Below are 22552 nucleotides of genomic sequence, written 5' to 3'. Positions count from 1 at the left end.
ACCCGACGGATAAGCTGCCAGCGTGCCCGAACTTCCTGCCGTCGCCGACCTGCTCGTCACCGCCGTGCACGCCCTCGGCGGCAAGGAACGCTCCGGGCAGACCACCATGGCCACCGCCGTCGATCATGCGATCGACACCAAGGAACACCTGGCGGTCCAGGCGGGCACCGGCACCGGTAAATCGCTGGCCTACCTCATCCCGAGCCTGCGCCACGCGGTCCGCACCGGCCGCACCGTGGTGGTCTCCACTGCGACGATCGCGCTGCAACGCCAGCTCGTCGACCGCGACCTGCCGCGCCTGGCCGAGGCGCTGACCAAACCATTGGGCCGAGCACCCAAGTTCGCGATCCTCAAGGGCCGCAACAACTATCTCTGCCTGAACAAGATCAACAGCGTGATCCCGGAGGACACCGGCGGCGAGGCCGAGCTGTTCGACGCCTTCGCCATCTCCCGCCTCGGCCGCGAGGTCCAGCGCCTCAACGAATGGGCCTCCGACACCGAAACCGGCGACCGCGACGAACTCGCCCCCGGCGTCACCGACCGCGCCTGGCGGCAGGTGAGCGTCGGCTCGCGCGAATGCCTCGGCAAATCCCGCTGCCAGTTCGGCCAGGACTGCTTCGCCGAGAAGGCCCGCACGGAATCGGCCCAGGCCGACGTGGTGGTGACCAACCACGCGCTGCTGGCTATCGACGCCATCAGCGGCATCCAGATCCTGCCCGAACACGACGTGGTGGTGATCGACGAGGCGCACGAACTGGTCGACCGCGTCACCGGCGTGGCCACCGCCGAACTGGCGGCCACCGCGATCAGCGCCGCCGCCCGCCGCTGCACCAAACTGATCGACGAACGCGAGGTAGATCGCTTGGAGGGGGCCGCGGAGGCCTTCCACCAGGCCCTCGAGGATCTCCCGCCCGGCCGCTGGGACCAGATGCCCGACGGCATCGCCCCGGTCCTGGCCCTGGTCCGCGATTCCGCCTGGAACGCGCGCACCGCCATCGCACCGCAGGGCACCGTCAAAACCCAGGACGACCCCGACAACGCCGCCGCCCGCACCATGGCCGTGGCCGCCATCGACGACGTGCACGACGCCGCGGTCCGCGCCCTCACTGCCTTCGAGGAGGCCGATCCCGCCGCCCGCCGCGATGTGATCTGGTTGTCGGCCGACGAGATGCGCGGCGTCGCCCGCCGTACCTTGCGGATGGCGCCGCTCTCGGTCGGCGGACTCCTGCGCAGCAGACTGTTCGGCACCGCGACGGTCGTGCTCACCTCGGCCACCCTGCAGATCGGCGGTTCGTTCGACGGGCTCGCGATCACCTGGGGTCTGCCGTCGCAATCGGGCGGCAAGGTCGATCCGGCGATGGCCAACGGCGCCACCGCACCCGCCGACCTGGAATCGGTGCGCTGGAACGCCCTCGATGTCGGGTCCCCGTTCGACCACGCCAAGTCCGGCATCCTCTACGTCGCCAAGCATCTGCCCGCGCCGGGCCGCGACGGCCTCTCGCCCGCCTATCTCGACGAGATCGAACAGCTCATCACCGCCGCCGGTGGTCGCACGCTCGGCCTGTTCTCCTCGATGCGCGCCGCCAAGGCCGCCACCGAGGCGCTGCGCGAACGGCTCGACACCCCCGTGCTGTGCCAGGGCGACGATTCGATGGGCGCGCTTGTGCGCAAATTCGCCGACGACCCGGCCACCTCACTGTTCGGCACCCTCACCCTGTGGCAGGGCGTCGACGTGCCGGGTCCGTCGCTGAGTCTCGTTATCCTGGACCGCATTCCGTTCCCCCGACCCGACGATCCGCTGCTCACCGCACGTCAGCGGGCGGTGGAGTCGCGCGGCGGCAACGGTTTCATGACCGTGGCCGCCAATCACGCCGCGCTGCTGCTGGCCCAGGGCACCGGCAGGTTGCTGCGCAGCGTCGACGACCGCGGCGTGGTCGCGATCCTCGATTCCCGTCTGGCCACCGCGCGCTACGGCAGTTACCTGCGCGCTTCACTGCCGCCGTACTGGGAGACCAGCGACCCCGAGGTGGTCGCGAAAGCACTGCGTCGGCTCACCGATACGGCCTGACCTGCCCGACACTCGCAAGTCGAGTCTTGCAAGCGCCGTGACCACACTCGTGAATCAGCGAGCGTGCGAACGCAACTCGTGAGAACGTGTGGTGATGATGCACCACGCCGATGGCGAGGTACTCGGCGAATTTCTGGTCAGCGCACGATCTTTGGCCGAGTACCGCGCGATGTTCCATCTCTCCGACGATGATCTCTCCGGTCGCCGCGTCCTCGATTGTCCCGGTGGCGCAGCCAGTTTCGCCGCCGAGGCGAGCGCACTGGGCGCCGAAGTCACCGCGATCGATCCCATCTACGCCACACCACCGCTCGAACTGGCCGCCCGCGCGACCCCCGAAACCGAACGCGCGGTGGCCTGGGCGCACTCCCACGCCGACCGCTATCGCTGGGACTGGTACGGCTCCACCGCCGAGCACGCCGCGATTCGCCGCGGCGCCGCCGCCCGCTTCGCCGACGACGTGCGCGCCGCACCCCACCGCTACCTGGCCGGTTCCTTACCCTCGCTCCCCTGCCCCGACGACGCTTTCGACCTGGCCCTGAGCTCGCACCTGCTGTTCAGCTACGCCGACCGACTCGACGCCGATTTCCACCTGGCCGCCCTGCTCGAATTGGCCCGCGTCGCCACCACCGAAGCCCGGGTCTACCCGCTGCTCGACTACACCGGCGCCCCGCTCGACGACCTGATCGATCACCTACGCGCCGAACTCCACGACAAAGGCGTCACCACCGCCCTGCAGAAGACCGAGTATGAGTTCCATCACGGCGCCGACACCATGCTGACATTGCGTCCAGCCGCCTGATGGGGCGCGCACACGCAACGTCGCGCAGTCGTTCTCGGATAGCCGAGAACGGTTCGCCGCCAGCTGTACCCGCTTTCATGTCGTTTTCCTACCGAAGTCGGTCCGCCGCCGAACATCGTTCACCCGGCGCGGTAGGTTCTTAGTCGTGCATACGATGTGGGCCGGCCGGTAGCACGGCCGTGGCGGAGAGATCTCGAGGCGTGGCACTGCCGCGCACGACCCTGACGCTTCTTCTGCTACTCGGTACCGCTGCCTTCGGCGTGACACTGCTGTTCACGACCATGGATCCGTGGATGGACAGCGGCGGCATTCTCGTCGGTGGTCTCGACGTGCACATCTACCGCGACGGCGGCTGGCGCGTGATGCACGACCGGGCGCTCTACATCGACCCGACGCACTACGGCCTGCTCTACACCTACACACCGTTCTCGGCTCTGGTGTTCCTGCCGCTGTTGCTGGTTCCGTGGGCACACGTCACCACCACCTGGATGGTGCTCAACCTGCTGGTGCTGTTCGCGGTTGCGCTGCAGAGCTTCCGGATGCTCGGCTACCGCGTCACCCCCGGGCTGGCCGCTGTCAGCGCACTGCTCACCCTGGCCTGCACGTTCGCCGAACCGGTGCGCACCACGCTCTACTACGGGCAGATCAATCTGGTGCTGATGCTGCTGGTGCTGTGGGACTTCTCCCGCGCCGAGAACAGCAAGCTGCGCGGCATCGGCGTCGGCATCGCCGCGGGCATCAAGCTGACTCCGCTGTACTTCATCGCGCAGTACCTCGCCCAACGGCGGTGGCGCGCAGCCGCGACCGGCGCCCTCACCTTCGTCGCGTCGATCGGCCTGACCGCGCTGGTACTGCCGAGGGACTCCTATCAGTACTGGACCTCGACGTTCTTCCATTCCGGCCGCATCGCCCCCGACGTCCACCCGGCCAACCAATCCCTGCGCGGCGCCATCGCCCACCTCACGCACGGCCCCGCACCGGTGTGGTTGTGGCTGATGATCGCGATACCGATCGCGCTGGCGGCCCTGTGGCTCTCGGCCGTGCTGGTCCGGCGCGACGAACCCCTGCTCGCGGTCACCCTCGGCGGCCTCACCGCCTGCGCGATCTCCCCGTATTCCTGGGGCCACCACTGGGTCTGGTTCGTCCCGCTGCTGGTCTACCTGATCCATCGCGCCCAAACCCGCACACCGTGGTGGCTCGCCGCGGGCGGCCTCTACCTGGCCATCGCCGCCTGGAACTACACCTATACCCCCACCTGGGTCAGCGTCGGCACCTTCCTGCTACCGCCGTGGTGGCCGCTGTCCCAGGTGCTGATGAACGTCTACGTGATCATCTATCTGATCACCCTGGCGGGCATCGCCGTGCACATTCGTTCGCGCACACTACCGCCCGCTCCCATCGAGCCGATCATCGATATCTCTGCCCCCGAACGAATTTCACCCGAAACCCGGACCGTCGCCGCCCCACACCCCGACGACGACCGTCCGGCGATGATGAACTGAGCTATCCGCAGGACCAATCGAAAACGCCCGACTCCAGGTCGAGTTGGGCGTTGCCGCCGCCGAGGTTCATGCCGGAGATCTCCTCGATTTCCAGGTAGTACGGGGTCAACCCCTCGGGCAGAGCCTGGACGGGGAAGGCGGTGCCGCCGAGGTGCGAGCGGCCGAAAAGCGGCTCGGCCCACGCGGTCCAGCCGGAGTCCTCGGTGAGCGGGTCCTGGTACTTCGTGTTCGGCTCGTATTCGACCGGGGGGATGCCGACGTTGGGGTCGGCGGTGCGCTCGGCGAGCCAGACACCGACGGTGGGATGCACATCGTCCCAGGCATTACAGCCCTCATCGCTCGCGCTCGGAGATCCGGGCAGGCGAACGTCGGCGGGCGGGGCCACGGGGCCGCCGGCGAATTCCTTCTCGGTGAGCCAGATCAACGCGAAAGCGCCGCCGATCTCGTCGTGCATGATCTGCGACTTCGGGTGCGGGCGGGTGGCGACCAGGTCGCGCGCGAGGGGGTCATCCGATGCCGCGTCCGCCTCGACCGCGTCGGTACCGGCGAACTGGCCCTCGCCCTGGAAGAGCGCGATGGCGGGGAACCCGGGGCCGCGGCGCTGGAAATCGGTGGGCAGCCGCAGGGTGAGCGCGTGCATCATCGGCAGGCCGGTGACGGGTCCGCGCGGCCAGGTGGCCGGATCGATGGCCGGTCCTTCGCTGCCGATCCAGCCGGAGCGCACCGGCGCGTCCAGCGTCAGCGGCTCACCGTCGGGCGTCTCGGCCAATTTGTCCGCCGAGTCCCCGAAACCCAGGTCGTAAGCCTTCATCGCAGCTCTCCTCTTCCATCCGCGGACAATGCGTGGCGCCGCTGAGAACAGGCGCCGCCACGAGGTTAATGGTTGCCACCGACTCCCCGCGCGTGCTCCGTGGAACCACGGACGTACGCCCGATGACGAATCGGCTCGCCACACCACGAAAGAGGCGGCGAGGCAACCGGATCCCGGTCACCACGCCGCCCTCGCGATACACACAGCTGTGTCAGATCAGAGCACAGCCTTCAAGATCAACGTCACCACCGCGGCCACCACGGCCACCGCGACGGCCCCACCACCCCACACCACGCCCTGACGCTGCCATGGTCGGCCCGCATCGAGCGAGAAGCGCCCCGGTCCGGTGAACGCCAAAGCCGCGGCGACCAGCGCGAACAGCAGCGGCGTCGTGAACCCCGGCACCGACGGATCCGACGGGAAGAGCCCGCCGCTCCACAGCACGTTGATGGCGTTGATCATCGTCCCGAGCACTACGGCGGCGGCCAGCGGCGTGAACAGCCCGAACACCAGCAGCAGGCCGCCGACCAGTTCGGTGAGCCCGGCCAGTGTGCCGAAGATTTCGCCGGGGTTGTAGCCCATGGCGGTGAAGCCGTCGGCATTGGCGCGCCAGCCGGGGCCGTTGAACCAACCGAACAGCTTCTGGGTTCCGTAGGCGGCCATCAGACCACCGAAGCCGACGCGCAGCACCAGCAGGCCGATACCTGCGGCAGTGGTCTCGTCGGTGGTGGCGGTAGGGGTGATGCGGGTAGCGGTGTCGGTCATCGTTTCCTCGTCTGCGATTCGAAACATGCCCGCAACCGGACCGTGGTCCGATTGCCTTCCTCGGTCACAACCCTGGGTCCGCTGCCACTATTTCACGCCCTTCCAGGCATTTCTGTGACCCCGCGCACAGGACAACGACAAGGGTCGCCCCAAGCGGGACGACCCTTGCCGAAGAACGTCAGTTCACCACGCCATGGTGGCGTAGCCGACCAGAGTCTGCTCGGACTCCTGCGACAGCTTCCAGGTGCCGCCGATGTTCTTCCAGGTCACCGGGATCGGGAAGGCGTAGTCGCCCAGGCGGCTGTTCAGCGTGGCCGACAGGGTGTCACCGTCCACGGTGACCGGGCCGGAGACATCCCAGCTGTAGCCGGGAATCCGGTTGACGGTGTCGCGCACGACCGCGAGGCCGCTGGCATCGCCCGACTCGAGCTCGGACGCCGAACCATTCATGGCCGCCTGCAGCTTGCCGTACAGCTCACCGACCGAAGGCGTCGCGGGGGCGGCGATCGCGGCGGGGGCGGTGGCGACGACAGCGGCGGTGACCGGCGCGAAGATGGTGGCAAACGCCATCGACGCGGCAACGAGCGAACGCTTCATGGATGGATCTCCTCTAGTTAGGCAAGCCTAGGCTAGCCTGAGTATAGACACACCTATGGCCGGAACACCTACTCCACGAGGAAGATGAAGTACGCGAGGAACAGCACCATCAGTGCCCACATGGCCGGGTGCACTTCCCTGATACGGCCCTTGGCCACCATCACGATCGGGTAGAAGATCATCCCCATCGCCAGCCCGTTGGCGATGGAATACGTCAGCGGCATCATGATGACGGTGATGAACGCGGGCACCGAGTACTCGAGGTTCTGCCAGTCGATGTCGCCCAGCGAACGTGCCATCAGGATGCCGACCACGATCAGCGCGGCAGAGGTGATCTCGGCCGATCCGGCGACCACCGAGAAGATCGGATAGCAGAACATCGCGATCAGGAACCAGCCCGCGGTGGTCACCGCCGTGAGGCCCGTTCGACCACCCGCCGACACACCCGCCGTCGATTCGACATAGGCGGTGGTGGTGGAGGTACCGATGATCGCGCCCGCGGTGGTGCCGACCGAGTCGGCGGCCATCGCGCTCGCCGCGCGGGGCAGGGTGCCGTCCTTGTTCAGCAGACCGGCCTGGTTGGCGACGCCGATCAGAGTGCCGGAGGCATCGAAGAAATCGACGAACAGCATGGTGAGGACCACCACGATCATCTGCCCGGTGAAAGCGTCCGGCAGGTGGATGATCGCCTGGCCGAAGGTCTGATCCAGCCCCTTCGGCATCTCGGCGATGCCGTCCGGTATGCCGACCAGACCGGTCACCATGCCAAGGATCGTGGTCGAGACGATGCCGTAGAGCACCGCGCCGTGCCAGCCGATCACCAGGAAGACCACGGTCACGATCAGACCGAACAGAGCCAGCAGGGTGGTGCCATCGGTGAGGTCGCCGAGAGTCACCAGCGTCGAGTCACTGTTGACCACGATGCCCGCGTTCTTCAACCCGAGAAACGCCACGAACAAACCGATACCCGCGCCGACGGCGAACTTCATCTGCAACGGGATCGCGTTGAGGATCCGTTCCCGGACCTTCGTGATCGCCAGAACGAAGAAGATGATGCCCGACAGCAAGGTGCCCGACAGCGCCACCTGCCACGGGATGCCCATGCTGAGCACCACCGTGTAGGCGAAGAACGCGTTGAGACCCATACCCGGCGCGAGCGCGATCGGGTACTTCGCCCAGATGCCCATCACGAGGGTGCCGAAGACCGCGGCGACGGCGGTGGCCGTGAAGACCGCCTGCATCGGGATGCCCTTGTCGCCGAGAGCGCCCTCGTCACCGAGGATCGACGGGTTCACCGCCAGCACATACGACATCGCCAGGAACGTGACCGTGCCCGCCATCGCCTCGCGCTTGAAGGTGGACCCACTCGACGAGATACCGAAATATCCGTCGATGCGCCCTCTGGCACGGGTCAGGGCATCGCTGGCCATGATTCTCCTCAGTAATCGACCCCGGAACGGTAGCGGAAAGTTCACTGAATCGAATAACCCGGCACTCGTGTCACCCTTGTACGGTCACGCGCCCGCGACGGCCACCAAGCCCAGTTCGGCGTCGGAGGCGAGCAACGCGTTGTGGGGAAGAACACGGACCGTGTACCCGACCGCGCCCGACAGCGGGACCGGGGCCTGGATCGAATACAGTTCGCTGCCTTCGTCGGCGCCGGTGTGGCCCATCTCGATCGTGGTCGTGTCGGAGAGGTCGTCGGTCGGCGAGACCCGGCCGAGTACCGCCTGCACCACCACATCCGACGGCGCGAGCCCGCCGAGATCGATGCGCGCGTGCAGCGACAGTTCCGCACCGATCACCGGGGTATCGGGCAGGCCCGAGCTGTCGACCTGTGCGATCCGTACCGAGGGCCACGCGGCATCGACGCGCTTGCGGTATTCGGCGATCTCGGCGGCACCGGCGAATTCATCGGCTGCGGCGCGACCGAACGCGGCGGCCGCGGGTCCGTAGTACTGCTCGGCGTAGTCGCGCACCATCCGCGATGCCAGAACCTTCGGGCTGGTGGTCTGCAGGGTGTGGCGCACCATCTCGGTCCAGCGGATCGGCACATCGCTCGCGTCACGGTCGTAGAAACGCGGCGCGACGGTGCGCTCGACGAGTTCGTAGAGCGCCGAGGCCTCGAGGTCGTCGCGGCGGGTCTCGTCGCGGATGCCGTCGGCGGTGGGGATGGCCCAGCCGTTCTCACCGTCGTACATCTCGTCCCACCAGCCGTCGCGGATGGACAGGTTGAGGCCGCCGTTGAGCGCGGACTTCATTCCCGAGGTCCCACAGGCTTCGAGCGGGCGCAGCGGATTGTTCAGCCACACATCGCAACCCCAGTACAGGTAGCGGGCCATCGACATGTCGTAATCGGGCAGGAAGACGATGCGGTGACGCACCTCTGGATCATCGGCGAACCGCACGACCTGCTGGATCAGCGCCTTGCCGCCGTCGTCGGCGGGGTGGCTCTTGCCCGCGACCACCAGTTGCACCGGACGTTCGGGGTCGAGCAGCAACGCGCGCAGACGCTCGGGGTCGCGCAGCATGAGGGTGAGGCGCTTGTAGGTGGGAACGCGACGGGCGAAACCGATGGTGAGCACGTTCGGATCGAAGACGTCGTCGATCCAGCCGAGTTCGGCGTCGGCGGCGCCGCGCTGTCGCCAGGAATCGCGCAGCCTGCGCCGTACCTCATCGATCAGCACCCCGCGCAACGTGTTCCGCGTCGACCACAGCTGACCGAGGTCGACATCGCTGAGCTTCTCCCAGCCCCGCGCCTCCTCGACCAGTTCGGGACCGACCAGTTCGCGCGCCTTGTCGATCCATTCGCGCGCGGCCCAGGTCGGGGCGTGCACGCCGTTGGTGACCGAGCCGATCGGCACCTCGGCCGCGTCGAAGTCCGGCCACAGCGCCGCGAACATCTCCCGGCTGACTTCACCGTGCAGCTTCGATACGCCGTTGGCGCGCTGGGCCATGCGCAGACCCATGTGCGCCATGTTGAACACCGAGGGATCGCCCTCACGGCCGAACGCGAGGATCCGGTCGACGGAAAGGCCCGGCAGCAAGGCGGATTCGGACTCACCGTGCGAGCCACCGAAGTACCTGCGCACCAAAGGCATCGGGAATCGGTCGATACCCGCGGGCACCGGAGTGTGCGTGGTGAACACGGTGCCTGCCCGCACCGCGGCGAGCGCGGTCTCGAAATCCAATCCGCCCGAGATGAATTCACGCATGCGCTCGACGCCGAGGAACCCCGCGTGACCCTCGTTCATGTGGAAGACATCGGGATCAGGGAGCCCGTTGGCGCGGGTGTAGGCGCGCACCGCGCGAACGCCACCGATCCCGGCCAGGATCTCCTGCTTGATGCGGTGGTCTTGATCGCCGCCGTAGAGCCGGTCGGTGACGGCGCGCAATTCGGGATCGTTGTCGGCGATATCGGAATCGAGCAGCAGCAGCGGGATCCGGCCCACCTGCGCGATCCACACCCTGGCCCGCAGCACCCGCCCCTCCGGCATGCCGACGCGGATGAGCACCGGCGAGCCGTCGCTGGTGAGCAGCCGCAGCGGCAGCCCCTGCGGGTCGAGCGCCGGGTAGTGCTCCATCTGCCAGCCGTCGGCCGACAGCGACTGCCGGAAATACCCCGAGCGATACAGCAGCCCGACGCCGATCAGCGGCAGGCCCAGATCCGAGGCGGCCTTGAGGTGATCACCGGCGAGGATGCCGAGACCGCCGGAGTAGTTCGGCAGCACCTCGGTGACGCCGAACTCCATCGAGAAGTAGGCGATCCCCGCCACATCGGTGCCGGTCTGCTCCTGGAACCACCGCGGCCGAGTCAGGTAGTCCTGCAAGCCCGCAGCAGCCGCGTCCACCCGCGCGGTGTAGCCGGGATCGGCGGCGAGCTCATCGAGCCGCTCGGCGGGCACCTCACCCAGCATCCGAACCGGGTCATGGCCGACGGCGCGCCACAACTGCGGATCGAGCTCGGCGAACAGATCCTGCGTCGGGCCGTGCCACGACCACCGCAGGTTCGTCGACAACTCACCCAGCGCGGCGAGCCGCTCCGGCAAATGGGCACGGACAGTGAACCGACGAAGTGCCTTCACCCCGGAAGAATAAACGATCGAGCCCGCACGGGGGTCCTAGGTGAACTGGGCAGCGAATTCGGGGGTGGGCGGGACCTCGGTGATCACGTCGATCAGCACGCCGGCGGGATCGGCGACGATGAAGTGGCGTTGCCCGAAGTCTTCGGTGCGCAGCTCGAGTTCGGGGCGAAGGCCGCCGGTCCGCACGAGTCGGTCCCACTCGGCGTCGACATCGTCGACCTCGAAGTTGAGCACCACCCCCTGAACCGGCTTGCCGAAGCCTGCCGGGATCGTGGGATGGGTGGGGTCGAGCAGGGCCAGTTCGTAGGTCGGCTCGTCGTCGGCGCCCGGCCGCCGCAGGCTGACGTACCAGTCAGCCTCGAAGACGATCTCGAAGCCGAACCAGGCCGTGTAGAAGTCGCGCGATTCCGCGATCCGACTGGTAGCCAGAACCGGGTAGTAGCTGCTGAGTCTCATGGGATTCGCCTTTCACATACCGATGGTATGTGTCGTACGATAGTTCACATACCATCGGTAGGTCAACGGGAGGACAGTCGATGACATCGACGGCGCGAACGCGGCAACGCGAACAGACGCGGCGCGTCCTGCTACACGAGACAAGGGCCCTGTTCGCCGCGAAAGGCTATGCCGCCGTTGGGTTGTCGGAGATCGTGACGTCCGCGGGGGTCACCAAGGGCGCGCTGTATCACCACTTCGACAGCAAGGCCGACCTGTTCCGCGCGGTCCTCACGCAGGTACAGGAGGAGGTCGGCGCGCAGGTGGCCGCCGCCGCCGACACCGAGTCCGACCCGTGGACCCAGCTCACCACCGGCTGCGCCGCATTCCTGCGAGCCTGCGCCGACCCCCTCGTTCAGCGGATCCTGCTGATCGACGGCCCCGCCGTCCTCGGCTGGCACGAATGGCGTGCCATGGACGAGGCCAATTCGGCCCGCCACCTGCACGAAGCCTTGCAAGTCCTCGTCGACGCCGGTGTCCTTCCCGCACAACCGGTCGCCCCGCTGACCCAACTGCTCTCCGGGGCGATGAACGAGGCCGCGCTGTGGTTGGCCACCACCACCGACCCCGACGCGCTGACCGACACCATCGCCGCTCTCGACCGACTCCTCGCGGGCCTGCGCGGGCCCTGACGCCACGAAATCCGCTCGCCATACCCCGGCACTCCGTGCCACCATGCACCGATGCCGCACTGGGTCGATGTCCTGCCCGAATTCCTGGTCGCCGCCCTCATCCTGGCCGCGCTACCCGGGCCCGCGACGGCGCTGTTCCTGCAGCGATCGGTTCGCGACGGGCGCAGCGCCGGTCTGGCCGCGGTCGTGGGCAACGAGATCGGCATTCTCGGCTGGACGCTCGCGGGCGGCACCGGGCTCTCGATTCTGCTGGCCGCCAACCGCTGGCTCTACACCACCATGCATGTCGTCGGCGCCGTCGTCCTGATCTGGCTCGGCGTCCAGTCCTGGCGCCACGCCCGCGGCCACAGCGACGACTTCGGCGCCGCCCTCACCGCGAAACTCCCGGGCGGCAACACTCCCGCCGCCGCCTTCCGCGCCTCGCTGATCTCGATCGCCGCCAACCCGAAGGCGGCGGTGTTCGGCATGACGATCCTGCCCCAATTCCTCCCGAACGAAGGCCCTGTCCTGCCCACCCTGTTCATCCTGGCCACCATCCAGGTCGTCGTCGACGGCGCCTGGTGCGTGGGAGTGGTCCTGGCCGCCGACCGAGCAGGCGCCTGGCTACGCCGCGCCACGATCCGTCAGCGGGTAGAACGCTCCCTCGCCGCCGTCCTGGTAGCCCTCGGCCTCGGCCTGGCCGCCGACACACGCTGAAACCACCCCGGACGACAACACCGCACCCCCGGCCACCAGCGCTCCCCACCCGGAAAAATGCAGTAGGTTAGCCGAGTGACCGGCCGGATAGCCATCGATGACATCGCCCCGTCCATCCCCGGCGGACGCCCGTCCAAAGCCGCAGTCGGCGAGGTGTTTCCCGTCCGCGCCGTCGTCTGGCGCGAGGGTCACGACGCGGTAGCCGCCACCCTGGCGGTCCGAGCCCCCGGCTCCTCCCGGATCACCCGTATCCGCATGGCCCCCGACTACCAACCCGACGTCTTCAACGCCCACTTCACCCCCAACGCCCCCGGTCTGTGGACCTACCGCATCGAAGGCTGGAGCGACCCCGTCGCCACCTGGCGCTCGGCCGTCGAAGCGAAATTGTCCGTCGGCCAGACCGCCGCCGACCTGGCCAACGACCTCGAGACCGGCGCCATCCTCTTCGAACGCGCCGCCCAAGCCGTCCCGAAGAAGCAGTTCGAACGCCTGCGCGCTGCCGCCACCGCCCTGCGCAGCGACGAACAGCTCCCGGCCCGGGTCGCCCCCGCGTTCTCCGAGGAGATCACCGAGATCCTGCGCGCCACCCCGCTGCGCGAGATGGTCACCCGCGGCACCCAGTTCTCGGTCCTGGTCGAACGCCGCCGCGCCCTGGTGGGCTCCTGGTACGAATTCTTCCCCCGCTCCACCGGCGGCCGCGACGCCGAAGGCAACCCGATCCACGGCACCTTCGCCACGGCCGCGCGTGAACTCCCCCGTATCGCGGGCATGGGATTCGACGTCGTCTACCTCCCGCCGATCCACCCGGTCGGCGTGGTGAATCGCAAGGGCCGCAACAACACCCTCACCACCGAGCCCGGCGACGTAGGCTCCCCCTGGGCCATCGGCTCGGTGGACGGCGGACACGATGCCGTGAACCCACTCCTCGGCACCGAAGCCGACTTCATCGAATTCGTCTCCACGGCAACAGCTCTCGGCCTCGATGTCGCCATCGACCTGGCCCTGCAATGCGCGCCGGACCATCCCTGGGTCGCCGCCCACCCGGAGTGGTTCACCACCCTCCCGGACGGCACCATCGCCTACGCCGAGAACCCCCCGAAGAAGTACCAGGACATCTACCCGGTCAACTTCGACAACGACCCCGACGGTCTCTACGCCGAGATCCTGCGGGTGGTCCGGTACTGGATCTCGCTGGGCGTCACCATCTTCCGCGTGGACAACCCGCACACCAAGCCCGCCGATTTCTGGGAGTGGCTGATCGCGGAGCTGCGCCGCACCGACCCCGACGTGATCTTCCTGTCCGAGGCGTTCACCCGTCCGGCCCGCCTCTACGGCCTGGCCCGCCGCGGCTTCAGCCAGTCGTACACGTATTTCACCTGGCGCGTGCACAAGTGGGAACTCACCGAGTTCGGCTACGAGATCGCCGCCAAGGCCGACGAAGCCAGACCGAATCTGTTCGTGAACACCCCCGATATCCTGCACGAAAGCCTGCAACGCGGCGGCCCGGGAATGTTCGCCATCCGCGCCGCGCTCGCGGCCACCCTGTCACCCACCTGGGGCGTGTACTCCGGTTTCGAACTGTTCGAACACCAGGCGGTCCGCGAGGGCAGCGAGGAATACCTCGATTCGGAGAAGTACGAACTTCGTCCCCGTGATTTCGCCGGGGCTCTCGAGCGCGGTGAATCGCTGGAACCGTGGCTCACCCGCCTCAACGAGATCCGGCGCAATCACCCCGCGCTGCAACAGTTGCGCTGCATCCACTTCCATCACATCGACAACGACGCGCTGATCGCCTACTCCAAGATCGATCCGGTCTCCGGCGACGCGGTCCTGGTCATCGTGAACCTGAACCCCTATGCCGCCGAGCAGGGCCATATTTCGCTCGATCTCCCCGCCATCGGCCGTGAATGGCACGACCATCCGGTGGTCTTCGACGAGATCAGCGGCGAGGAATACCACTGGGGCCAGCGGAATTTCGTGCGCCTCGACCCCGCGCGCGCGGTCGCGCACATCCTGGCGCTGCCAGCGGTCCCCGCCGCCGCCCGCGTACCGCTGGCCTACCGCGAGACACTGTGATGAAGCGCCGCGATCTGCTGCTGCTCGCCGCGGGCACCCATCCCGACCCGCACACCGTCCTGGGCGCACACTCCCATGCCGACGGCACCGCGGTCCGGGTCCTTCGCCCCCACGCCGACACCGTGACGGTGCTCGTCGGCGAGTCCGAGCATCGGCTGAAGTCGTTGGGCCACGGTATTTTCGACGCGGTCCTGCCGTATCCACAGATCGACGACTACCGGGTCCGCGCCGAATACCCGGGCGGCCAGACGGTGGTTTCCGCCGACGGCTACCGCTTCCTGCCCACCGTCGGCGAATTCGACCTGCACCTCATCGGCGAAGGCCGACACACCCGCCTCTGGGAGGTACTCGGCGCGCACCCGCGCCACTACACCACCCTCGACGGCGAGGTCGACGGCACCTCGTTCGCCGTCTGGGCCCCGAATGCTCGCGGTGTCACCGTCTTCGGTGATTTCGACCACTGGAGCGGCACCTCGGCACCCATGCGCGCCTTGGGCAGTTCCGGGGTGTGGGAGGTGTTCGTGCCGGGCGTCGGACCGGGCACGCGCTACAAGTACCGGATCCACGGCGCGGATGGTCGTGTCGTCGATCACGCTGACCCCCTTGCCTTTTCGACCGAAGTACCGCCCGCGACCGCCTCGGTCGTCACCCGCGCCGACCACGTGTGGACCGACAGCGCCTGGCTCGACCGACGTGCGAAGACCGACGCGGTCCGCTCCCCCATGAGCGCCTACGAAATCCACCTCGGTTCCTGGCGACCCGGCCTCGACTACCGCGAATTGGCCCATCAGCTGGCCGAGTACCTGCGCGCGACCGGATTCACCCACGTCGAACTGCTGCCGGTGGCCGAGCACCCGTTCGGCGGATCGTGGGGATACCAGGTCACCTCCTATTACGCCCCGACCTCGCGTTTCGGCAGCCCCGACGACTTCCGCTACTTCGTCGACCACCTGCACAACGCGGGCATCGGGGTACTCCTGGACTGGGTCCCCGCGCACTTCCCGCGCGACGAATGGGCACTGGCCCGCTTCGACGGCACCCCGCTCTACGAACACCCCGACCCGCGCCGCGGCGAGCAACTCGACTGGGGCACTTTCGTTTTCGACTTCGGACGCAACGAGGTCCGCAACTTCCTGGTCGCCAATGCCACTTTCTGGATCGAGGAGTTCCACATCGACGGCCTTCGCGTCGACGCCGTGGCCTCGATGCTGTACCTGGACTATTCCCGCCCCGACGGCGGCTGGGAGCCGAATATCTACGGCGGCCGGGAGAATCTGGAAGCGGTCGACTTCCTGCAGGAGCTCAACGACGCCGTGCACGGCGCCCATCCCGGCGTCGTCACCATCGCCGAGGAGTCCACCACCTGGCCCGGCGTCACCCGCGGCACCGACGTCGGCGGCCTCGGTTTCACCATGAAGTGGAACATGGGCTGGATGCACGACACTCTCGGCTACCTGGGTCGCGACCCGATCCATCGCTCCTGGCACCACAACGAGATGACGTTCTCGCTGGTGTACGCGTGGAGCGAGAACTATGTGCTGCCGATCAGCCACGACGAGGTCGTGCACGGCAAAGGCACGCTGTGGACCCGCATGCCCGGCGACGACTTCGCCAAGGCGAGCGGCGTGCGCGCCCTGCTCGCCTACATGTGGGCCCACCCCGGCAAACAACTGCTGTTCATGGGCCAGGAATTCGGCCAGTTCCGCGAATGGGACAACGACCGCGGCCTGGACTGGCAGGAATTGGAAAACCCACTCCACCAGGGCATTTCAACAATGGTGGCCGACCTCAACCGCACCTACACCGCCCACCCCGCCCTGTGGACGCAAGACGCCACCCCCGGCGGTCACTCCTGGATCGAAGCCGACGACAGCACCGCCAACGTCTTCGCCTTCCTGCGCTGGGGCACCGACGGCAGCGCGGTGGCGGCCGTCTTCAACTTCTCCGGTTCCCTCCGCGAGAACTACCGCATCGGTCTGCCCCACCCCGGCCCCTGGCACGAGATCCTCAACACCGACGCCCACGAATACGCGGGCTCCGGCATCGGCAATCTCGGCATCGTCACCGCCGTCGACACCTCCAGCCACGGTCACCCGGCCTCGGCCACCATCACGATGGCCCCGCACAGCGCCCTCTGGCTGTCCTCGACGGCTTAACGATCCAGGTCGACCCGAATCGTCAGCAGATCGGTACCGAACGCCCGCACCGCGGTGCTGTTGTAGCGCGGCAACTGCCGCAGCCTGGCCCGTGGATCGTCCCCGGGCAGCAGTACGGCGGTCCCCGCGTACCAGCGTCCACCCAGGCGCACGCGGACCTTGTTGTCGGCCTTGATGTTGCGCACATACTGCGAGCGATCCCCGAACTCGGAGACCAACCAGAACTCGTTTCCTACGCGCCGACCACCGATCGGCGTGACCCGCGGCTGCCCGCTCACCCGCCCGACCGTCTCGAGCAATTGCTGACCGGGCAGTCTGCCCAGGATCGGATTCAGTCGCCGCTGGAACGCGGTGACGATCCGATGCTGGATATCGTTCTTGGACGCCATATTTCGACCGTAGCACCGCTCACACGCAGCGAAGCCGCCCCGGCGATGTTCGGCCGGGGCGGCTGCGAAAAGCAATCGTTGCTGGGCTGTGGGTGTCAGTACAGTGCGGCGGCGAGCTTGCGCCGGGCGGCGATCACGAAGGGCTCGGCGGGATCGAACAGCTCGAACAGTTCGAGCAGTCGGGTGCGGGCCCTGGTGCGGTCGTCGCCCGCGGTGCGCTTGACGATCGCGATGATCCGATCGAAGGCCGCCTCGGGTCGCTGCTCGAACATTTCGATGTCGGCGGCGTCGAGTGCGGCGTCCAGATTCGCCGGGTCGGCGTCGGCGGTGGCGACCACGGCCGGATCGAGCTGCTGGGCCCTGGTCAGGAAGCGCAGCTGGCGCAGGGCCGCCTTGGCTTCCTCGTTGCCGGGTTCCTCGGCGATGATCGCCTCGTAGGCCGCCTCGGCGCCGGCGAAGTCACCTTCGGACAGCTTGTCCTCCGCGTCGACGAAGCGCGGGTCCTCGATCTCGGGCTCGACGGGAGCCGCGTCTGGGTCGCCCTCGAGCTTGCCCGCTGTCGCGTCCATCACAGCGTCGAGCCACTGCCGCACCTGCTGGTCCGGCTGCGCGCCTTCGAAATCGGCCAGCGGCTGCCCGCCCGCCACCGCGATCACCGTCGGAATGCCCTGCACGCGCAGCGCCTGCACGATGTTCATATTGGCTTCGGCCTCGATCACGGCCAGATCCCAGGCGCCACGGTCTTCGGCGTTGAACCGTTCCAGGGTGCGAACCAGCTCGACGCTGCCCGCGCTGCGCTGCGAGAACAGCGCGACCACCACGGGCACCTGCGTCGAGCGCCGAATCACCTTGGCTTCGAAATCCGCCTCGGTGACCGTGTGGTTCCCCGAGGCCGGAGCAGCAGCGGCACCGCCGGGAGCGGCGGGCGGCTGCTTCAGCGCGGACAGATCCACCGCACCGGACATGGCGGCGGCAGCGGCGGGCGAAGGACGGCGGGCAGCGGGTCGAGTCACGCTTTCCAGTTTGTCACGAAGCTGTTGGAGCGGCAGCCGCGGAGCCCTTGCTCACGTCCGCGCTCAGCTCACCGAGCTGACCGGTGCGCACCGCCCAGACCTCGAAGATCACGGTGAACAGCGGCGGAATGCTCGACGCCAGTGCCAGCACGGTGGTCTTCCAGTTCCAGTTCAGTTCGCGCGAGGTCAACAGCGCCGTGATCACGAACAGCACGAAGATCGCGCCGTGCACCGGTCCGAAGATCTTCACGCCGATCTCGTTGCCCTCGGCGGGCAGGTACTTGAACGCCATACCGGTCAGCAGCCCGATCCAGGACAGCGCCTCGAGCACCGCGAAGAACCGAAACCGACTGGCCGTGGACCGCAAATCGAAGAAACCCATGCCCACCATTGTGCCGCATGATCTACGACACCACGTAGTTGGACCGGTCACAACAAAAGCCCTGGTACCCACGCGGAGTACCAGGGCTTTCGTGGTCGAACGGGATCAGGCAGGTACGCGGATGATCAGCGCGTCGCCCTGACCGCCACCACCGCACAGCGCGGCGGCACCGACGCCACCACCGCGACGCTTCAGCTCCAGCGCCAGGTGCAGCAGGATGCGCGCACCGGACATGCCGAGCGGGTGACCGATGGCGATGGCGCCACCGTTGACATTGACCTTCTCCGGGTCGAAGCCGAGCTTGCGGGTCGAAGACACACCGACAGCCGCGAACGCCTCGTTGATCTCGATCAGGTCCAGCTCGGCGGGCGTGATGCCCTCCTTCGCGCACGCGGCGAGGATCGCGTTGGCCGGCTGGTCCTGCAGGGTCGAATCCGGCCCGGCGACCTGGCCCGCGGCGCCGATCTCGGCGATCCACTCCAGCCCCAGCTCCTCGGCCTTGGCCTTGCTCATCACGATCACCGCGGCCGCGCCGTCGGAGATCTGCGAGGCGGTGCCCGCGGTGACGGTGCCGTCCTTGCGGAAGGCCGGACGCAGCTTGCCCAGCGACTCGACGGTGGTGTCGGCGCGAATGCCCTCGTCCTCGGTGACGTAGACCGGGTCGCCCTTGCGCTGCGGCACGGCGACCGGCACGACCTCGTCCTCGAACAGCCCGTTCTTCCACGCGGCGGCAGCGCGCTGGTGCGAGGCCGCGGCCAGCGCGTCCTGCTCCTCGCGGCTCACCTTGTCGAGGTCGTTGCGATCCTCGGTGAGCAGGCCCATGGCCTGGTCGGTGATCACGTCGTGCAGGCCGTCGTAGGCCATGTGATCGACGAGGGTGGTGTCGCCGTACTTGAAGCCCTCACGGCTCTTGGGCAGCAGATGCGGGGTCTGGCTCATCGACTCCATGCCGCCGGCGACCACGATCTCGTGCTCACCCGCGCGGATCAGCTGATCGGCCAGTGCGATGGCGTTGATGCCGGACAGACAGACCTTGTTGATCAGCAGCGACGGCACATCCATCGGGATACCCGCGGCGATGGCGGCCTGCCGCGCGGGCAGCTGCCCCGCGCCGGCCTGCAGCACCTGGCCCAGGATCACGTACTCGACCTGCTCGGGCGCGACGCCGCCTTTCTCGAGCGCGGCCTTGATGGCGACACCGGCCAGATCCGAGGCCTTGAAGCCCTTCAGACCGCCGAGCAGCCGACCGACCGGGGTACGCGCACCGGACACGATGACAGAAGTGGTCACGAAAGCCTCGCATTCATTGAGTCGAACCTCGCCGGAGACACACGGCAGCACCGCGCGCGTACAGGAGTTGGACTCCACGGTAACCGGTATCGGCCCGCGCCCGGCACGCAGGTCCGCGCTAGCTTCGTGGGGTGACCAATGAGAACTTCATCCCCGCCGACTACGTCATCGCCGTCGACCACGTGGGCATCGCCGTGCCCGACCTCGACATCGCCGTGGCCTGGTACACCGACAACCTCGGCATGGTCGAGACCCACCGCGAGGTGAACGAGGCCCAGGGCGTCGTCGAGGCCATGCTGTCGTGCCCCGCCGCCGCCGACCGCGCGACCGCCCTGCAGTTGCTGTCCCCGCTCACCCCCGAGTCGACCATCGCCAAGTTCATCGACCGCAGCGGCCCCGGACTGCAGCAGCTGGCCTACCGGGTCACCGATATCGAAGCGGTTTCGGACTTCCTGCGCGGACGCGGCGTGCGTTTGCTGTACGAAGCCCCCCGCCACGGAACCGCCGATTCCCGCATCAATTTCATCCATCCGAAGGATGCTGGCGGTGTGCTGGTCGAGCTCGTGGAGCCGAACCCGGACGTTACGCACTAGTACGCCGGTACTGTCGGTAAATCTCAGCGAGATCACAATCACGGTCGAGTCTCCATTGGCTCGCTCGAGGCTGTATTTTGTGTGCCATGTCGTCACCTGAGTCCGATCGCAATCGCTTCGTTGCACTGCCCTTCACCGTTGTGCGCAAGGGTTATGCGCAAGACGAGGTGCGCAACTACTTCGACCGCTTCGACGCTGAGCTCCGCGTCACCGCCACCGACCGGGATGCTGCCGCAGCGCAGGCCCGCAATCTCGCCAGCCAGCTGGAAGATGCGCGTGACGAGATCGACGAGCTCCGCAAGGAGGTCGACCGGCTTTCCGTGCCGCCGACCACCGCCGAAGGCATGTCCGACCGCATCTCGCGCATGCTGCGCCTGGCCTCGGACGAAGCGTCCGAGGTTCGCGCGCTTGCGCAGGCCGAAGCCGCCGAGATGGTGTCGATCGCCGAGCAGCAGGCCACCGAGATGCGTGGCAAGTACGAGTCGCTGCTCGCGGAGACCAAGGAGAAGCGCGAGGCGCTCGAGATCGAGTTCGAGCAGACCCTCGCGAACGCGCGCACCGAGTCCGCCAAGATCATCGAGGCCGCACAGGCCGATGTGGAACGTCTCGGCAAGGAGGCCGAGGCCAAGCGCAAGGCCACCCAGCAGGACTTCGAGGCCACCATGAACGATCGGCGCACCAAGCTGACCCGTGCCATGGAGGAGCTCGAGGCCACCAGTCGCGCCGAGGCCGCTCAGCGGATCAAGGATGCGACCGATGAGTCCAACCGCCTGATCAGCTCCGCCACCCAGACCTCCGAGCGCAAGATCGCGCACGCGAAGGAACTGGCCGAGGAGATGCGCGTGCTGCGCGGCCGGGTGCTCGCCCAGCTGCTCGGAATTCGCGGTCAGCTCGACTCCGTGCCCGCCATGCTCGCCGCGGTCAACCGCGAGAGCGAACTGCTCGACGGCACTCCCGAGCGCAAGTCGATCAGCAACAACAGCAACGGAAACAAGTCGGTCTCGAGCTCGCGCCAGAACAAGGCCATCCCGGAGGTCGCCGACGAGGACATCGTCGACGAGGACCGCGAGAGCGCCGACGTCAACTGATCAGTCTGTCGGACTCGTCACGACATTCACCTGGAAAACCGAAGGCCGCCTCGAACATCGAGGCGGCCTTCGGTTTTCGTTGTCTACGGCTCGGGTGTCGGTCAGGACCAGCGGCGAGTGATGCCGCGGGTGCGCCGGCCGTTCCAGCAACCCTGGTGCCAGTGTCTGCGGTCGTCCTCGCCGCCCTCTGCGGCCCAGGCGACGACATGGGCGACGCCGACGGCGATCTCGTGGTCGCAGCCGGGGCACCGATAGGTCTTCACCGCGCGGGCACCGGGAACTGTTCGCACGATATAGGTTTCATCGCCCGGCCCGTCCTCGGTCCGGCCGTACACGTCACCGAGCGGTGCGGGGCCCGCAGGACGCCCGGTGCGTGGTTTACGTCGCGGCATCCCACTTCCCTCCTAGAAGAGGCGGAAAACGTTGCTCTCCGTGCCACGTAGCTCGTCGTAATCGAGCGTGAGGCAGCGGATTCCACGGTCCTCGGCGAGCGTCCTCGCCTGCGGCTTGATCTGCTGCGCCGCGAATACCCCGGCCACCGGGGCCAGCAGCGGGTCACGATTGAGCAGTTCGAGGTAGCGGGTGAGCTGCTCGACACCGTCGATGTCACCGCGGCGCTTGATCTCCACCGCCACCGAGGCACCGCCGGCGTCACGGCACAGCAGGTCCACCGGTCCGATCGCGGTCATGTACTCGCGCCGAACCAGGGTGTACCCCTCCCCGAGCTTCGTCACGTGTTCGGCGAGCAGCTCCTGCAAATGCGCTTCGACGCCGTCCTTCACCAGGCCGGGATCGACGCCGAGCGCGTGCGAGGAATCGTGCTCGATCTCCTCGATGGTGATCTGCAGTTCCTCGCCGGCCTTGTTCGTCACCACCCACAGTGCCTTCGCCGTCACCGACTCCGGCACGTCTTGTTCCACCAGCCAGCACGGCGGACTCATCCAGTTCAGCGGCTTGTAGGAGCCGCCGTCGGAGTGCACGAGCACCGACCCGTCGGCCTTGATCAGCAACAGCCGACGAGCCATCGGGAGGTGGGCAGTCAGTCGACCGACGTAGTCGACCTGGCAACGAGCAATGACGAGGCGCACCCAAGCACTGTAGGCGACTGCCCTGGG

21 protein-coding genes are annotated in these 22552 nt (G+C 67.6%); 9 read left to right on the top strand and 12 right to left on the bottom strand.

The features are described 5' to 3' along the window. Positions 1-22 precede the first annotated feature (22 nt). The 3 genes from NS1_RS35855 to NS1_RS35845 all read left to right on the top strand — a co-directional run bounded on the left by NS1_RS35855 (position 23) and on the right by NS1_RS35845 (position 4369). Positions 23-2068, top strand: a complete 2046-nt coding sequence (locus NS1_RS35855; RefSeq protein WP_062991790.1) for an ATP-dependent DNA helicase — start codon at positions 23-25, stop codon at positions 2066-2068. A gap of 94 nt (positions 2069-2162) precedes the next feature. Then, positions 2163-2867 (top strand): malonyl-ACP O-methyltransferase BioC, encoded by a 705-nt coding sequence (locus tag NS1_RS35850; RefSeq protein WP_063816363.1) that lies wholly within the window; start codon positions 2163-2165, stop codon positions 2865-2867. Between the two features lie 200 nt (positions 2868-3067). Further along, entirely contained in the window at positions 3068-4369 is a 1302-nt protein-coding gene (locus NS1_RS35845; RefSeq protein ID WP_255284820.1) for a glycosyltransferase 87 family protein, read from the top strand. Position 4370: 1 nt separating this feature from the next. On the opposite strand, the gene NS1_RS35840 is transcribed toward NS1_RS35845, so the two are convergent. The 6 genes from NS1_RS35840 to NS1_RS35815 form a co-directional block, all read right to left on the bottom strand. Then, the gene (locus NS1_RS35840; protein ID WP_062991788.1) at positions 4371-5180 is read right to left on the bottom strand and encodes a hypothetical protein; all 810 of its coding nucleotides are present in this window, start codon (positions 5178-5180) and stop codon (positions 4371-4373) included. 216 nt (positions 5181-5396) lie between these two features. Beyond that, the gene (locus NS1_RS35835; protein ID WP_062991851.1) at positions 5397-5945 is read right to left on the bottom strand and encodes a DoxX family protein; all 549 of its coding nucleotides are present in this window, start codon (positions 5943-5945) and stop codon (positions 5397-5399) included. 183 nt (positions 5946-6128) lie between these two features. Then, a complete protein-coding gene (locus NS1_RS35830) occupies positions 6129-6542 on the bottom strand; it encodes an MTB12 C-terminal domain-containing protein (protein WP_063816362.1) in 414 nt (137 codons plus the stop codon). 68 nt (positions 6543-6610) lie between these two features. After that, positions 6611-7972: an NCS2 family permease gene (locus tag NS1_RS35825; RefSeq protein ID WP_062991786.1), complete on the bottom strand. Its 1362-nt coding sequence runs from the start codon at positions 7970-7972 to the stop codon at positions 6611-6613. A gap of 84 nt (positions 7973-8056) precedes the next feature. After that, a complete protein-coding gene (gene glgP / locus NS1_RS35820) occupies positions 8057-10627 on the bottom strand; it encodes an alpha-glucan family phosphorylase (RefSeq protein WP_062991784.1) in 2571 nt (856 codons plus the stop codon). 36 nt (positions 10628-10663) lie between these two features. Next, positions 10664-11083: a VOC family protein gene (locus NS1_RS35815; RefSeq protein WP_062991782.1), complete on the bottom strand. Its 420-nt coding sequence runs from the start codon at positions 11081-11083 to the stop codon at positions 10664-10666. An 80-nt stretch (positions 11084-11163) separates the two neighbouring features. On the opposite strand from NS1_RS35815, the gene NS1_RS35810 reads away from it, so the two are divergent. The 4 genes from NS1_RS35810 (at position 11164) to glgB (ending at position 16682) form a co-directional block, all read left to right on the top strand. Continuing rightward, a complete protein-coding gene (locus tag NS1_RS35810; RefSeq protein ID WP_062991780.1) occupies positions 11164-11754 on the top strand; it encodes a TetR/AcrR family transcriptional regulator in 591 nt (196 codons plus the stop codon). A 51-nt stretch (positions 11755-11805) separates the two neighbouring features. Next, the gene (locus NS1_RS35805) at positions 11806-12450 is read left to right on the top strand and encodes a LysE family translocator (protein ID WP_062991778.1); all 645 of its coding nucleotides are present in this window, start codon (positions 11806-11808) and stop codon (positions 12448-12450) included. 75 nt (positions 12451-12525) lie between these two features. Continuing rightward, entirely contained in the window at positions 12526-14526 is a 2001-nt protein-coding gene (locus NS1_RS35800) for an alpha-1,4-glucan--maltose-1-phosphate maltosyltransferase (RefSeq protein WP_062991776.1), read from the top strand. Next, entirely contained in the window at positions 14526-16682 is a 2157-nt protein-coding gene (glgB, locus tag NS1_RS35795; RefSeq protein ID WP_062991775.1) for a 1,4-alpha-glucan branching protein GlgB, read from the top strand. Before NS1_RS35800 ends, glgB begins: the two co-directional genes overlap by 1 nt. Here glgB and NS1_RS35790 read toward each other — a convergent pair. From NS1_RS35790 to NS1_RS35775, 4 genes are all read right to left on the bottom strand, one after another. Next, positions 16679-17071, bottom strand: coding sequence for a nitroreductase/quinone reductase family protein (locus NS1_RS35790; protein ID WP_062991772.1), 393 nt, complete (start codon positions 17069-17071; stop codon positions 16679-16681). The genes glgB and NS1_RS35790 overlap by 4 nt on opposite strands. 95 nt (positions 17072-17166) lie before the next feature. Continuing rightward, positions 17167-18036 carry a tetratricopeptide repeat protein gene (locus tag NS1_RS35785; protein WP_062991770.1) on the bottom strand — a complete coding sequence of 290 codons (870 nt, stop codon included), beginning with the start codon at positions 18034-18036 and terminating at the stop codon, positions 17167-17169. Positions 18037-18097: 61 nt separating this feature from the next. Next, complete coding sequence (locus NS1_RS35780; protein ID WP_056817846.1) at positions 18098-18475, bottom strand: DUF3817 domain-containing protein; 378 nt, start codon at positions 18473-18475, stop codon at positions 18098-18100. A 96-nt stretch (positions 18476-18571) separates the two neighbouring features. Then, positions 18572-19756 (bottom strand): acetyl-CoA C-acetyltransferase, encoded by a 1185-nt coding sequence (locus NS1_RS35775; protein ID WP_062991849.1) that lies wholly within the window; start codon positions 19754-19756, stop codon positions 18572-18574. 131 nt (positions 19757-19887) lie between these two features. Between NS1_RS35775 and mce the strand changes: the two genes are divergently transcribed. Together mce and NS1_RS35765 are read left to right on the top strand one after the other, a co-directional pair. Beyond that, positions 19888-20349 (top strand): methylmalonyl-CoA epimerase, encoded by a 462-nt coding sequence (gene mce, locus NS1_RS35770; protein ID WP_056817848.1) that lies wholly within the window; start codon positions 19888-19890, stop codon positions 20347-20349. An 86-nt stretch (positions 20350-20435) separates the two neighbouring features. Further along, the gene (locus tag NS1_RS35765) at positions 20436-21437 is read left to right on the top strand and encodes a coiled-coil domain-containing protein (protein ID WP_082844347.1); all 1002 of its coding nucleotides are present in this window, start codon (positions 20436-20438) and stop codon (positions 21435-21437) included. A 101-nt stretch (positions 21438-21538) separates the two neighbouring features. On the opposite strand, the gene NS1_RS35760 is transcribed toward NS1_RS35765, so the two are convergent. Beyond that, positions 21539-21829: an Rv1322 family protein gene (locus tag NS1_RS35760; RefSeq protein WP_056817850.1), complete on the bottom strand. Its 291-nt coding sequence runs from the start codon at positions 21827-21829 to the stop codon at positions 21539-21541. Positions 21830-21841: 12 nt separating this feature from the next. Continuing rightward, the gene (gene nucS / locus NS1_RS35755) at positions 21842-22525 is read right to left on the bottom strand and encodes an endonuclease NucS (protein ID WP_062991768.1); all 684 of its coding nucleotides are present in this window, start codon (positions 22523-22525) and stop codon (positions 21842-21844) included. Between the last annotated feature and the right edge of the window lie 27 nt (positions 22526-22552).

The organism is Nocardia salmonicida NBRC 13393, assembly GCF_001613085.1.
GTDB lineage: Bacteria > Actinomycetota > Actinomycetes > Mycobacteriales > Mycobacteriaceae > Nocardia > Nocardia salmonicida.
This window is presented reverse-complemented; position numbering and strand designations above follow the sequence as displayed.

Bases quoted from the DNA above. Each gene is read 5' to 3' on its own strand.
- NS1_RS35850 (WP_063816363.1), top strand. From the start codon at position 2,163: ATGATGCACCACGCCGATGGCGAGGTACTCGGCGAATTTCTGGTCAGC.
- NS1_RS35840 (WP_062991788.1), bottom strand. From the start codon at position 5,180: ATGAAGGCTTACGACCTGGGTTTCGGGGACTCGGCGGACAAATTGGCC.
- NS1_RS35835 (WP_062991851.1), bottom strand. From the start codon at position 5,945: ATGACCGACACCGCTACCCGCATCACCCCTACCGCCACCACCGACGAG.
- NS1_RS35830 (WP_063816362.1), bottom strand. From the start codon at position 6,542: ATGAAGCGTTCGCTCGTTGCCGCGTCGATGGCGTTTGCCACCATCTTC.
- NS1_RS35825 (WP_062991786.1), bottom strand. From the start codon at position 7,972: ATGGCCAGCGATGCCCTGACCCGTGCCAGAGGGCGCATCGACGGATAT.
- NS1_RS35815 (WP_062991782.1), bottom strand. From the start codon at position 11,083: ATGAGACTCAGCAGCTACTACCCGGTTCTGGCTACCAGTCGGATCGCG.
- NS1_RS35810 (WP_062991780.1), top strand. From the start codon at position 11,164: ATGACATCGACGGCGCGAACGCGGCAACGCGAACAGACGCGGCGCGTC.
- NS1_RS35805 (WP_062991778.1), top strand. From the start codon at position 11,806: ATGCCGCACTGGGTCGATGTCCTGCCCGAATTCCTGGTCGCCGCCCTC.
- glgB (WP_062991775.1), top strand. From the start codon at position 14,526: ATGAAGCGCCGCGATCTGCTGCTGCTCGCCGCGGGCACCCATCCCGAC.
- NS1_RS35790 (WP_062991772.1), bottom strand. From the start codon at position 17,071: ATGGCGTCCAAGAACGATATCCAGCATCGGATCGTCACCGCGTTCCAG.
- NS1_RS35785 (WP_062991770.1), bottom strand. From the start codon at position 18,036: ATGTCCGGTGCGGTGGATCTGTCCGCGCTGAAGCAGCCGCCCGCCGCT.
- NS1_RS35780 (WP_056817846.1), bottom strand. From the start codon at position 18,475: ATGGTGGGCATGGGTTTCTTCGATTTGCGGTCCACGGCCAGTCGGTTT.
- NS1_RS35765 (WP_082844347.1), top strand. From the start codon at position 20,436: ATGTCGTCACCTGAGTCCGATCGCAATCGCTTCGTTGCACTGCCCTTC.
- NS1_RS35760 (WP_056817850.1), bottom strand. From the start codon at position 21,829: ATGCCGCGACGTAAACCACGCACCGGGCGTCCTGCGGGCCCCGCACCG.